Annotated in this window: 11 protein-coding genes; 10 read left to right on the top strand and 1 reads right to left on the bottom strand. The window is 31.9% G+C overall.

What is annotated here, in order from left to right; genetic code table 11:
- Positions 1–28: 28 nt before the first annotated feature.
- Both DW006_RS10715 and DW006_RS10720 read left to right on the top strand, forming a co-directional pair.
- Entirely contained in the window at positions 29–2,503 is a 2,475-nt protein-coding gene (locus DW006_RS10715) for a glycogen/starch/alpha-glucan phosphorylase (protein ID WP_278286635.1), read from the top strand.
- A 659-nt stretch (positions 2,504–3,162) separates the two neighbouring features.
- Complete coding sequence (locus DW006_RS10720) at positions 3,163–3,984, top strand: hypothetical protein (protein ID WP_118000501.1); 822 nt, start codon at positions 3,163–3,165, stop codon at positions 3,982–3,984.
- Positions 3,985–4,312: 328 nt separating this feature from the next.
- On the opposite strand, the gene DW006_RS10725 is transcribed toward DW006_RS10720, so the two are convergent.
- Positions 4,313–5,713: an MATE family efflux transporter gene (locus DW006_RS10725; RefSeq protein ID WP_118000503.1), complete on the bottom strand. Its 1,401-nt coding sequence runs from the start codon at positions 5,711–5,713 to the stop codon at positions 4,313–4,315.
- 510 nt (positions 5,714–6,223) lie between these two features.
- On the opposite strand from DW006_RS10725, the gene DW006_RS10730 reads away from it, so the two are divergent.
- The 8 genes from DW006_RS10730 (at position 6,224) to DW006_RS10765 (ending at position 14,051) form a co-directional block, all read left to right on the top strand.
- Positions 6,224–7,825, top strand: a complete 1,602-nt coding sequence (locus tag DW006_RS10730; RefSeq protein ID WP_118000505.1) for an MBL fold metallo-hydrolase — start codon at positions 6,224–6,226, stop codon at positions 7,823–7,825.
- A 75-nt stretch (positions 7,826–7,900) separates the two neighbouring features.
- On the top strand, positions 7,901–8,611 hold the full coding sequence (locus DW006_RS10735; RefSeq protein ID WP_118000507.1) for a LytTR family DNA-binding domain-containing protein: 711 nt from the start codon (positions 7,901–7,903) through the stop codon (positions 8,609–8,611).
- Position 8,612: 1 nt separating this feature from the next.
- Positions 8,613–9,890, top strand: a complete 1,278-nt coding sequence (locus DW006_RS10740; protein WP_118000509.1) for a sensor histidine kinase — start codon at positions 8,613–8,615, stop codon at positions 9,888–9,890.
- A gap of 277 nt (positions 9,891–10,167) precedes the next feature.
- Positions 10,168–10,593: a hypothetical protein gene (locus DW006_RS10745; protein ID WP_118000511.1), complete on the top strand. Its 426-nt coding sequence runs from the start codon at positions 10,168–10,170 to the stop codon at positions 10,591–10,593.
- Positions 10,594–10,606: 13 nt separating this feature from the next.
- Complete coding sequence (locus DW006_RS10750) at positions 10,607–11,656, top strand: hypothetical protein (RefSeq protein ID WP_118000513.1); 1,050 nt, start codon at positions 10,607–10,609, stop codon at positions 11,654–11,656.
- Positions 11,653–12,462 (top strand): hypothetical protein, encoded by an 810-nt coding sequence (locus DW006_RS10755; protein ID WP_118000515.1) that lies wholly within the window; start codon positions 11,653–11,655, stop codon positions 12,460–12,462. The genes DW006_RS10750 and DW006_RS10755 overlap by 4 nt, the downstream gene beginning before the upstream one ends.
- The gene (locus DW006_RS10760; RefSeq protein ID WP_118000517.1) at positions 12,455–13,327 is read left to right on the top strand and encodes a hypothetical protein; all 873 of its coding nucleotides are present in this window, start codon (positions 12,455–12,457) and stop codon (positions 13,325–13,327) included. The genes DW006_RS10755 and DW006_RS10760 overlap by 8 nt, the downstream gene beginning before the upstream one ends.
- A gap of 79 nt (positions 13,328–13,406) precedes the next feature.
- The gene (locus tag DW006_RS10765) at positions 13,407–14,051 is read left to right on the top strand and encodes an ATP-binding cassette domain-containing protein (RefSeq protein ID WP_199521909.1); all 645 of its coding nucleotides are present in this window, start codon (positions 13,407–13,409) and stop codon (positions 14,049–14,051) included.
- Positions 14,052–14,173: the final 122 nt, after the last annotated feature.

A 14,173-nucleotide genomic window follows, 5' to 3' on the forward strand; every position in this document is an offset into this window, starting at 1 on the left:
CCAAATAATAAGGATAGGAGAGGGGTTTATGACTAAAACAATGGACAGAATTCAAAAAGAAGAATTCAAGGAAGAATTCAAAAAGCGTGTAAAAGATCAGGCAAAGATGCTTTACCGTAAGACTTTAGATGAAGTAAGTGACAGACACAAATTTGTATGTGTTGCTTATGCGGTAAAAGATATCGTTATTGACCAGTGGATTGCTACACAGAAGGCTTATGATGAGGCTGATGGCAGAACGGTTTATTATTTATCAATGGAGTTCTTAATGGGAAGGGCTTTAGGTAACATGATTATTAACTTATCTGCAAGAGATGAAATTAAAGAATCAATTGAGGAACTTGGACTTGATTTAAACGTAATTGAAGACCAGGAACCTGATGCAGCTTTAGGTAACGGTGGATTAGGTCGTCTTGCAGCTTGTTTCTTAGACAGTCTTGCAACTTTAAATTATCCTGCATATGGATGTGGAATCAGATACAAATACGGTATGTTCCAGCAGAAGATTGAAAATGGATATCAGAAAGAAATTCCTGAAGATTGGTTAAGACATATTAATCCATTAGAAATCAAGCGTGAAGAGTATGCTTGTGAAGTTAGATTTGGTGGTACTGTTAAGATTGATCACAGAGACGGACGTGATTATTATGGTCAGGAAGGTTATCAGGCAGTTATGGCTGTTCCTTATGATATGCCAATCGTAGGATATGGCAACAATGTTGTTAATACATTACGTATTTGGGATGCAGAACCAGTTGTTCATTTTAACCTTGAAGAATTTGACAAGGGTTCATATATGGCAGCAGTTGAACAGGAAAACCTTGCTAAGACAATTACAGAGGTTCTTTATCCAAATGATAACCATTATGCAGGTAAGGAACTTAGATTAAAACAGCAGTATTTCTTTGTTTCAGCTTCACTTCAGACAGCAATTAAGAAGTATTTAAAGAAGCATGATGACATTAAGAAATTACATGAAAAAGTAGTATTCCAGATGAATGATACTCATCCAACATTAACAGTTGCAGAATTAATGAGACTTTTAATGGACGTTTATTATTTAGAATGGGATGAAGCTTGGGAAGTTACTACAAAGTGTGTAGCTTATACAAACCATACAATTATGGCTGAAGCTCTTGAAAAATGGCCTATTGAATTATTCTCAAGATTACTTCCAAGATGTTATCAGATTGTTGAAGAAATCAACAGAAGATTCTGTCTTGAAATTGAAGAAAAATATCCTGGTAACTATGACAAGATTGCTAAGATGGCAATTATTTATGATGGTCAGGTTAAGATGGCAAACTTAGCAATTTGTGCCGGCTATTCAGTAAACGGTGTTGCTAAGCTTCATACAGAAATTCTTGAAAAGCAGGAATTAAAGGACTTCTATGAAATGATGCCACAGAAGTTTAATAACAAAACAAATGGTATTACACAAAGAAGATTCTTGCTTCATGGAAACCCTCTTCTTGCTGAATGGGTTACAAACAAGGTTGGCGATGATTGGATTACAGACCTTCCAAAAATCAAAGGCATTGAAGTATACGCAGATGATAAGAAGGCTCAGGCTGAGTTCATGAACATTAAGTATCAGAACAAAGTTCGTCTTGCAAAATATATCAAAAAACATAATGGAGTTGATGTAGATCCACGTTCAATCTTTGATGTTCAGGTTAAGAGACTTCATGAATACAAACGTCAGTTACTTAACATTTTACATGTTATGTATTTATACAATCAGATTAAAGAACATCCTGATATGGAATTTATTCCAAGAACTTTTATTTTCGGAGCAAAGGCAGCAGCAGGATACAAGATTGCAAAACTTACAATTAAGTTAATCAACAGTGTTGCAGATGTAATCAACAATGATGAGTCAATCAACGGTAAGATTAAGGTTGTCTTCATTGAAAACTACAGAGTTTCAAATGCAGAAATCATTTTTGCAGCAGCAGATGTTTCAGAACAGATTTCTACAGCTTCAAAGGAAGCTTCTGGAACAGGTAACATGAAGTTCATGTTAAATGGTGCATTAACACTTGGAACAATGGACGGTGCAAATGTTGAAATCGTCGAAGAAGTTGGCAAGGAAAATGCATTTATCTTTGGTATGTCTTCAGACGAAGTTATTGGTTACGAAAATAATGGTGGATATGATCCAATGCAGATTTTCAATTCAGACATGGATATTAGAAAAGTTCTTATGCAGTTAATTAACGGATTCTACTCACCTGATAATCCTGAAAGATTCAGACCAATTTACAACTCACTTCTTACAAAGGAAGAAACAGGTTGTGCAGACAGATACTTCATCTTAAAGGACTTCCAGTCTTACGCAGAAGCTCAAAGACGTGTTGAAGCAGCTTACAAAGATGAAGCAGGTTGGGCAAAATCAGCGATGCTTAACGTAGCAAACGTAGGCAAGTTCACATCAGATAGAACAATCGAAGAATACGTAAGAGATATCTGGCACTTAGAGAAAGTAAAGGTAGAATTGTAGGAGATTTACCTAGGGGCAGCGTAGCTGCCCCTATTTTTTTGACTTGTTATGCAAACAAAACTAATATTATGGCGATAATACACCCTAAAGAAACCATAATAATTTTTAAGGGTGGAAAAAAGAGAAAGACAGTAGTGCGAAAAAGAGTGAGAAGTCCAGCTTTTCACCCCCTAGGAAAAATAACAAGCTGAAGGGGTGGAAAAATGGGAAAGATTGTAATGTGAAAAAGTGTAGGGAGTCCAGCTTTCCACCCCCTAGGAAAAATAACAAGCCATAAGGGTGTAAAAATGGGAAATACTGAAGAGAGAAAAAGAGTGAGAAGTCCAGATTTCCACCCAAAAGGAAAAATAACAAGCTGAAGGGGTGGAAAAATGAGAAATACTGAAGAGAGAAAAAGAGTGAGAAGTCCAGCTTTCCACCCAAAAGGAAAAATAACAAGCCATAAGGGTGGAAAAAATAGAAAGATTGTAATGTGAAAAAGTGTAGGGAGTCCAGCTTTCCACCCCCCTAGGAAAAATAACAAGCTGAAGGGGTGGAAATTTCTAAAAACAATAAAATCAACATATCTAATTAATAATAACACTTGAAAAACAAATCAACTTAACATATAATAAATGTAACATAATAGATGTAACATAGAGGATAAACAAGGACGGCGCATGGAAAATTTAAAACAAATCTTATATGAAAAACAATTAGAGTTAGAAGAAATAGAAAAGACTAATAAAAAAACATTAGAAAGACTTCCTGAGGGATACGTTAATATAAGTAAAAATAAAAATTCAATTCAGTATTATTGGCGAAAAGATGATGGTACGGAAACATACATAAATAAAAAGAATCGTAGTATTATTAAAAAACTTGCTCAAAAAGAATATGAGAAAAAAGTTCAAATTATAATCAAGAAAAATAAAAAGTGTCTTAGAAATATGTTGGATAAATATGAATTTGATGAAACATTAAAAGCTTACGACAAGATATCAGATAAAAAGAAAATATTTGTTGAACCATATACAATGCCAAACGAAATGTACGCAGAAAAGTGGCAGGCAGAACAAAACAAATTAAAAGAACAAAATATGAGTAAAGTAAGTGAAAAATTCATATTCACAGATAAAGATAATGAGATACTTACTGAACAGGGAGAGGCGGTTCGTTCGAAATCAGAAAAAATAATTGCGGACAAATTATATATGAAGGGGATACCGTACGTTTACGAGCAACCGTTATATTTGAAAGGCTATGGATATGTAGTACCTGATTTCAAAATCTTGAATGTTAGAACTAGAAAAGAATATTATTTGGAACATTTCGGAATGATGGACGACAGCGAGTATTCAAGGAAAGCATTAAGAAAAATCGAAACATTTCAGAAAAATAACATATTTCCTGGTGATAATTTGCTAATGACATTTGAAACAAGTGACGGTCCGCTTAATACAAGAATTTTGGAAGAACTGGTAAAAAAATATTTGGTATAAGATAAAAAAGATAAATGATTAACATTTGCATAAGGCGTGAAAATATAATCACCAATATTTGCATAAGGCGTGAAAATATAATCACCAATATTTGCTGTGATAGGGAATAGATTAAACTTAAAAATTAGATTAAATCACAAACTTAGAAACTAGATTAAAACAATAGGAAATAGATTAAACATAAGAATAGGATTGAGTGAGACATTACAATTCAATCCTATTCTTCATATAATCAAATGTTATAATGTAGACAAACTACACAAGATTCATCAAAAACTCAATCCTACTAATTCCATAAATAAGAAATATTAAGTAAACAAACCATATTCTACTCCACAATTGTATTCAGCCAAATGTCTTTTTTTACCATTACGAAACCAATAAATGACTTAATGCCTTCCAACATGTTTACAAGTAGGAACATGCTTACAATATTCATGGAGGTGAATTTCGCAAGGCACATTGAAACCGGAACATTTACAAGGCAAACAAAACAACTATCAAAAAGGAATGTAATGATAGTTTTGCCACCGCTTCGCAAAATAAAATATTCAGAGTTAGTGAATGATATAAAAGGTGTTGCCAGAGCTACCACCCAAATGAAACGTGTTGCCAGTTGGCGAATCTCCCCTGTTGTATTATAAAAATGTGGGAATATCGGTCCAAGTATAAATAAAATTACGGCAGTGCCTAATGAAATTAAAAACGAAAAAGTTGCCATACGTGTGGCTGTGACCTTTGCGTCTTTTAGTTTGCCAGCACCCAACAGTTGACCTACAACAATGGCGATGGTTGTACCAAGTGTTACAAAAATTGAATTTGAAATATTACCTAAAGTATTACAAATATTCAATCCACCGATTGTAGCAAGTCCCCTTGTAGAAAAAGCCTGTGTCTGCAAAGTAAGTCCGCCAGCCCACAAAAATTCGTTAAGCATAAGTGGCGTTCCGGTAATAAGAATTTTCTTCGCAAGTGACATAGGAAGTCTCAAAGTTCTGTAGCAATTTTTAATAAAAGGATATTCTTTTACATGTGTGTGGGTGTAAACAACCAAATAGCCACATTCCACAAAACGTGAAATAACAGTGGCGATAGCTGCACCGGTAACGCCCATGGCAGGCACACCGAATTTCCCAAAAATAAAAATATAATTCAGTACAATATCAAAAACTACAGCCAGAACTCCGGCTTTCATTGGCACAATAGTCTGCCCGGATTCTTTTAAAGTTGTGCTATAGCAGTTAGAAACTACAAAAGGTGCAATGCCGATAACCATCACGTATAGGTAGTTTCGCGCGTAATTGAAAGTATCAACAATGTTGCCCGAGTCGCTACCTTCGTGGAGAAACATGTTAATCAAAGGTTCGTGTAAAAATAGCATAACCCCAAGAGATGCAATGATAATTGTTATGCCAATAAGAATCTTCATTCTAAAAACATTTCTCACACCGTCATTGTTTTTCTGACCAAAATACTGTGCGGAAAAAAGACCGGCACCTGACATACCACCAAAAACCAGCAAATTAAAAACAAAAAATAGCTGATTTATAATGGCAACTCCGGACATTTGGTCAGTACCCAACTGCCCAACCATAATATTATCAGCCATACTAACAAGATTTGTCAGTAAATTTTGAATAATAATTGGAACGGCAATTGCAAGAATCATTTTGTAAAAAGCCTTGTCACCGAAAAATTTATTTTTTAAAGAAATTGTCCCTTCGTTCATAAAAACCTTCTTTCTTTTTGTAAATGTCTATTTAATAATTTAGTTTCCAAACCTATCTAACATACAAATCTGTTTAACCACTTAGTCTTAAAATATCTAACTAATATGCAAATCTGTTTAACAACTTAGTCTTAAAATATCTAACTAATATGCAAATCTGTTTAACCACTTAGTACTAAAAATATTTATATGTGTTGAAATACTATTATGCAATGAAAAAACTAATAGTTCAATATCTTTTATGCAGATTATGAAATTTTATAAAATATCATTTCTTTTAAACAAATTGCAAAATATACATATTATAAAGCAAGAAGAGTGGAAGGAAGCCGGACTGATGTTGTATACAAAAAATAGTTGAAACTATTTTCTGAAAAAAGAAAAACTCAAAAAACTCTCCATAAAAGTCTTTGTAAGTGTTATAATTAATCCATAACAGGAACGGATTAGAAGTCTTATAATAAGACAAAACAAACTAACGAAAAATAAACTTACAAAGGGGGCGATTTTATGATTCTCACATTTTTAGGCGCAGATCATGAGGTAACAGGAAGTTGTCACTATTTACAGGTAGGTGACAAGAAAGCAGTTGTAGATTGTGGTATGGAGCAGGGCAAGGATATTTATGTAAACCAGGAATTGCCGGTTCCCGCAGGGGATATTGATTACATTTTCCTGACACATGCTCACATTGACCACTCAGGTTTAATTCCATTGATGGTTAAGAAAGGTTTTAAGGGGCAGATTTTTGCAACCAAAGCAACCTGTGAACTTTGCAACATTATGTTGCGAGACAGTGCGCATATTCAGGAGTTTGAAGCACAGTGGAAGAACAGGAAGGCAAAAAGAGCAGGACGTGAGGAGTATGTTCCTATTTATAATACGGAAGATGCAGCGGCCGCTTGCGAGCTGATGATACCTGTAGATTACAATCAGGTTGTAAAAGTATGTGATGAATTTCAAATAAAATTTGTAGATGCAGGTCATTTACTAGGTTCATCAAGTATAGAAATGAAAGTTACGGAGAATGGTGTAAGTAAAACAATTATTTTCTCTGGGGATATTGGAAACATTAACAAGCCTATAATCAAGGATCCTGAAACTTTAAAAGGTGCGGACTATGTTTTGATTGAGTCAACATACGGTGACAGATTACATGAAGAGCGACCAGACTACATTAAAACATTAACGAAAGTTTTAGAGGAAACTTTTGAAAAAGGTGGTAATGTTGTTATTCCGTCATTTGCAGTTGGACGAACTCAGGAAATGTTATATTTCTTAAGGATAATAAAAAAAGAAAATTTGATAAAAAAGTATCCTGATTTTGGGGTTTATGTTGATAGCCCGTTGGCTGTGCAGGCAACGAATATTTTTAATAACAATGTAGTTGACTGCTTTGATGAGGAAACGAAGAAACTGATTAATGATGGAATTAACCCTCTTCAGTTTGAGGGCTTGAAAGTTTCTGTAACAAGCAATGATTCCATTGCAATTAATGAGGATACCAAGCCAAAAGTTATTCTATCAGCATCGGGTATGTGCGAGGCAGGTAGAATCAGACATCATTTAAAACACAATCTGTGGAAAGAAAACTCAACAATTCTTTTCGTTGGTTATCAGGCGATTGGCACGTTAGGAAGAAATCTTCTTGAAGGTGCAACTTCAGTAAAACTTTTTGGTGAAGAAATTGCAGTAAAAGCAAGAATTGAAAGCCTTAAAGGAATTAGCGGTCATGGTGACCAAAAAGAATTAATAAGATGGCTTGAAGCAATGGAAATTAAGCCTGAAAAAGTTTTCGTGGTTCATGGGGAAGACAATGTGTGCGATTATTTTGCTAATCTTTTGGAAAAAGAACATGGTTTTAATACATATGCTCCTTATAGCGGTACGGAATTTGACCTTTTGACAGGTGAAATTATCAAAGAGGGAGTGCCTATTCCAATTAAGAAAAAATCAGCAAAGGAAAGAAGGGCATCTTCTGTTTACGAAAATTTACTTGCAGCAGGTCAGCGTTTGCTTGCAGTTATTAAGCGAAGCGAAGGAGGCACGAACAAAGATTTAGCTAAATTTACAAATCAGATTCAAAATTTATGTGATAAGTGGGACAGATAAAATAATCCGCAGGTAAAGTAATGGCAAAAATAATTTGCAAATGAATAATAACAATAATAACCAACGGAGATAAAAATGGGAATAAAAGTAGCAATATGCGATGATGACAAAGAAGTGTGTACTAGCGTAAATCATATTGTGGAAAAACTATTACACCAAACAGAAATAAAAGCAGAGATTTATACATTCTATTCAGGAAAAGAATTATGTGAAAAAATGTTAAATGTTAAATACGATTTGATATTTTTAGACATAGAAATACCGGAAATGAATGGAGTGGAAATAGGTAAGTATATTAGGAAAAAACTTGAAAATAATGTGGCTCAAATAGTGTATATATCTTCTAAAAAATCTTATGCAATGGAGCTTTTTGAAAACAGGCCTTTTGATTTTTTAATTAAACCATTGACAGAAGAAGCAATTAAGAAGGTTCTAAACAATTATTTAAATGTATATGGAGACAGAGGATTGTTTTTTACATATCAAAAAAGCAAGTCAACATATAATATTGAATTAAGTAAAATAATGTATTTTGAAAGAAATAAGCGAAAGATAACTGTAAAAACAACAGAAGAAGACGATGAGTTTTACGGTTCACTAGAGGATATATACACGGAACTTAAAGATAATAAATTTTTCTTTATACATAAATCATTTTTAGTAAACTATTCTTTTATTAAAATTTTTAATAATGACAAGGTGATTATGGCTGATGGAAGAGAATTGCCAATTAGTCAGGCAAGAAGAAAAAAAATAAGAGAGAAATACTTAAAGATGGAGGGATAAAATGGAAAACTTAATTTATACTATATCATATGTTTTGTCAACAATATTTCAGTTATATGTTATATCGAAATTTATGATAATGTTTTTGGACAGGGGAAAAACAAACAAGTGGATAACCTGCTGCACCTATATATTACAATTTGCAGTTGGGGCAATCCAATACAAAGTCGCACCTAATATTATTGTAAATATTGGGGTAGGCTTAATTACAATATTTATAATATCATTATGCTACGGAGGGACAATTTTAAATAAAGTCATTTCAGTAATGCTAATATACTTATGTCTTTTTGGCGCGGAACTAATAGGTACCGGAATGCTTGAAATTACAGGAACAAGAATATCCATGGATGGACAAAATGGTGATGCGTTATCTTGTATTGTTGTTGCAATAATGCTGTGGATAATTTATGAGATTATAAGAATGTTTAAGGTTTCTGATACACAATTCAAAATGCCTAAAATATTTAGTGGTATAATTATCCTGTTAAGTGTGGCAGCTATTACATTGGAAATGGTTATATTCTTATATGGAAACGTGCCGGAACTAGTGAAAATTGTTTCAGTTATGTGTATGCTTGTAATATTGTTTTTGATAATTTTTATGTATGATATTTTAAATGATTACTATAATGAAAAGATTCGTTTAGAGCTGCTTGAAAAAGAAAAAAACTACTATTTAAATCAGGCAGAATTAGCTACTGAACATGTAAATGAAATAAGAAAATTCAAACATGATATTAAAAATCATTTGCTGGCACTAGATGCCATAATGCAAAATGATAGAAAGGGAGCAAAAGAATATATTACAGAGTTAGAGGACAGAGTTTCCAGCGAAGAATTATATAGTGAAAGTGGTAATGTAGCAGTCGATAGTGTTATTAATTATAAATTGTCCCATGCAACAAACAAAAATATTAAAGTATCAAGTAAGATTGTAATTCCAGAGCAATTTAGCATAGACACAAAAGATATAATAACAATTATTGGAAATCTTTTAGACAATGCAATTGAGGCAGCAGATAAAACTGACGGTAGAAAATATGTAAATATACATATGGAATTAAAAATGGGAAATCTTTTTATTGAAGTTAGCAATAGCTATAACGGCAAGATAAAACAAGAAGATGGAAAGTTTATAACGGACAAGACCGACAAAAAAATCCACGGAATTGGAATTACAAATATTAAGGATACACTAAAAAAATACGAAAGTAATATAGACTTTTCTTATACCGAAAAAGATTTTTGTGTAAAAGTTATTATGTGCAAAAAGTAAAAAAACTCTTAAAATTCAGTTTTTTAAAATTGGATTTTAAGAGTTTTTTTATACAATAAGATATTTTTCCGTAATTTCTTATTATACAAAAACGTTCAACTAGGGATACCACACTGGGTGCTAATAATGTCACAAGCCACATTATTTTTTTGCTAAAACTGTAAATTTTTACAATTTGAGCTTGTTTTTTTACAATTTGGTTGAAAAAAAATTCTCAGGTGTTACTATATGGGCAGCTATCCGGATAATGAAAAATTAGTATAAGGAGAAGAAAAATATGAGAAAAAAATTAATTGCACTACTTATGTGTACATGCATAGTTTTTGGCGGAACAGTATCTACATATGCAAATACCATAACATATAATATTACTGTTACAAAAGACTCTAGTGCTGCAAAAAAAGATGATAACAAATCGTTAAAGGTAAAAAAAGATGGTGGTAATAAGTATGAATCATGCTTTTATGTGTCACCAAAATATTTTAGCAATTCTGTTGCAAAAATGCAGTTACATTCTTTTAAGGCTGAATACCCTGAAAGAGTAATATCAGACAGAATGCTTATTAGCAAAAAGAGTGTAGGAAAAACAAAAACTGCATTATATGATTACAGAGTGGCAGCAGGCGAATATTATTGTCTTATAGGTGGATATTATTCAGGTAAAGCTGGATCAGTGCATTCAGATGGAAAATATACACCATAAAAGGAGGAATTAGATGTACAAGTTACTAAAAAAAATCACATTGTTAGCAACAACGTGTTTTCTTGCAACTTCCTTTGTTGGATGTAACAATTCAGGAATTGCAAAAAATGAAACATCTAATAATTCTTCAAAACAGTATCATGTATCCGGAGATAATATATCTCTGGATACTACTGTTGAAAATGTTCCAAACAATGTGAAGCTAATTGAAGCAAAAAGAAAAAAAATAGATACAGATAAATTAAAAAAACTACTTTTTGGGAATAACAGTAATAATGTAAAGATGATAGAAAAAGGCTATTATAGAGATAATCTCAATAATTCCTTGTACATACGAAAATATGGAGGCTTTTTCTATACTTCACAAAATTATGATTATTATGAAAGTTCTATATATACCGACATCCGAGACGATAGTTATAATTTAGACAAGTTTTCACTAACTGAAAATTTAAAATTTATGACAAGAAAAAATGCTATAAAATGGGTAAAAAAACAGCTACAAGATATAAATATTAATTTAGGGGAAGTTGAATATAATTGTTATGCCATAAAATATGAGCAATTAAAAAAATATGAAAAACATTACGATGTAGATGGAACAATCAACTCAAAAATCCAAAAAAGAAATTGGTCGGAAAAAGATGATTGCTATTATATTAGTATTAGACAGAAAGTTAATGGAATAGTTGAATACCATGAATTTGAAGGTGAATTTCAAAATTACGAAGATTCAAAAGCATCTGTTGTTGCTATAGTTTCTAAAAGAGGATTTGAATATATTGAAATCACATCAGCCTTTGATTTTGGAAATGTCAATAAGACTGTATCAATAAAAAATCCTCAGGATATTCTGGATAATATTTCAACTCAGTATTCTAACATTGAAGGAGAAGAGAAGTATAGCATTATGAGTTTTAAGTTATGTTATTATACTAACATCAAGGAAAACGATAAAGTAACTCCAATTTATGAATGTTATATGCTTGAAAAAAATAAAAATGGAATAAGTAGATTGCAGTTGTTTTTTGATGCGTCTACCGGTGAGGCGTTGGAATTATGATAAGGTGTTTAAAAACAGATTTATACAGAGCATTATTTAATTTTAAATTTGTAATTATTGTTCTATGTATAGCTATAATTCCTTTTCTTGGAGCAAGTGGAACAGGTGGAATAGATCTTTCAATATTAGCAAAGGGTGATTCGATTTTTGATTGCTTGTATTATGCCTTGGTTATGAGTCATTTTGGAATAATGGTATTTATATTTACTGCATTGACATTTTCTGATTGTCTGTGTGATGATTTAAATTACAAAAATTATTTATACAGTGTCACCCGAAGTGGAAAAAATACATACATTCTTTCAAAAATTATTACTGTAGTAGTATCAGTAATTGTGTCATTTATGTTAGGAATGATATTGTATGCCTTTATGTCAAAAACGTTCTTCAGATTTAATTGGTACAAGACAGGTGCTGATAATTTTGTATTAAGTGATTTGATGGATTCTAATCTGTTTAAAGGTTTAGTGGAAGAAAAGAAATACGTGACCATATTTATGATTATGATATTGTTTCAGTCGCTTTTATATTGTATTACTTCATTATGCTCTATGTTGGCTTCGTTATACATTAAGAACAGGCTATTAGTTTTATGTGTTCCGTGCATATTAATAACAGTAGGAAACTATATTATGATAGAACTGATTCCCAATTTTCCAGGTTATATATATGTGTATATGATAAATAGTTTTCAACAGAAAACATGGGTGGAATTAATAGTGCAGATAATAGCACCGACGTTGGGAATAATAATAGTTTTGGGAATGCTAATAACAATAAAATTTAGGAGGAATATAGTTGATTAACAAAATTAATTATGCAAAACATATATTTTATTCGTTAGAGGATAAAATTTTCACATCCCGTGCATTATCAACATTAGTCTTACTTTTTATATATAATTTTGTCTTTGCAATACCATTACTTAATATGGCAAAAGATGTAGGATATGATATTAATGTTACAGTTTTACCAATGTACCTATATGATTTTGAGTATGACTGTGGATTTATAGCAATAATGTTATATTTCTTCTCTGGAGTACCTTTTTTAAAGTCTTCAGAAATGTATTGTATTATTAGGGAAGGAAAGTCATACTGGGCAATTAAACAAATTATACATATAGTTGCTATGTCATTTGTTTTTATTGTTATGGCAGCAGTTACAAGTATAATGCCATTCTTAATAAGAGGAGACATCAATAATCAATGGGGAAAAATAGCATATACATTGTCATTGACAGATAAGAATCTAGAGTACGATTGCGTAAAGTTTCCAAGCAGTATATTAAATAAATATACTCCATGGGAAAGCTTAATTGTATGTGCATTGTTTGTAATGGTGATAGTTATGTTTATGGGAATTTTAATGTTTACGTTTAGTCTGGTTTTTAATAGAGTAATAGGAATTTGTATGGGAGCATGTTTTGAAATACTAATGATAGTAGCATACAATCTAAGAATTGCTATAGGAGTACTTGTATATGTTTCTCCATGCTCATGGCTTGATATTACAGTATTAGGAAAACAAAAATCGGATTTTGACTATTCTCTGGGAACACCTACAATGTCACAATGTCTTATAGAATTAATAATAGCAATGGTATTTTTTAGCATAGTAAGCGTTATTAGAATAAATAGAATGAGTTTGAATTATACAAATGAGGATTAAAAGCTATGGGAATTTCGGAAATATGAATTATTTGTATAAATTCAAACAAAATATTTTAAGAAATAAGATGGAGGTAGAAATGTCACAAGTTACTATAAAGGTAGATAATGCTGTAAAGAAATTTGACAAATATACAGTTCTTGACCATGTGAACATCACATGTAACAAAGGTGAAATATGTGGAATTGTTGGTAGAAACGGCTCGGGAAAAACAGTTCTGTTTAAAAGTATTTGTGGGTTTGTCAAATTAAATGAAGGAACCATTACAGTAAATGGTAAGGTAATGGGAAAGGATATGAAAGTTCTGAAAAAGGCAGGTATTATAATAGAAGAACCGGGTTTTTTGCGAAATAAAAGTGGTATGAAGAATTTAGAATACTTATATATGATTAATAATAAAAGGGATAAGAAATACTTAAGAAGCGTTATGGAAAATGTGGGTTTAGATCCTTATAGCAGAAAAAAAGTAGGTAAGTATTCTTTAGGAATGCGACAGCGTTTAGCCATTGCACAGGCAACAATGGAGGATCAGGATATCATAATTCTTGATGAACCAATGAACGGACTTGATAACCATGGGGTTCAGGAAGTAAGAGAATATCTGTTACAGCTAAAGAAACAGGGGAAGACCATTTTAATTGCCAGTCATAATAGAGAAGACATAGATGTACTATGCGATAAGGTTTATGAAATGGATAATGGAAGAGTTATAAGTGAAAAATAAAAAACTATAGAAAATAAAAAATTCTAAAAGCAAAAGAAAAGTTCAGAAATGAAAGGAATAAAAATTCTAAAAGCAAATTGAAAGTTGAAAAAGTATGTTAAAAAATAAATAGGAAGAAGAAT

The sequence above is a fragment of the Eubacterium sp. AF36-5BH genome, from assembly GCF_003460505.1.
GTDB lineage: Bacteria > Bacillota > Clostridia > Lachnospirales > Lachnospiraceae > Eubacterium_G.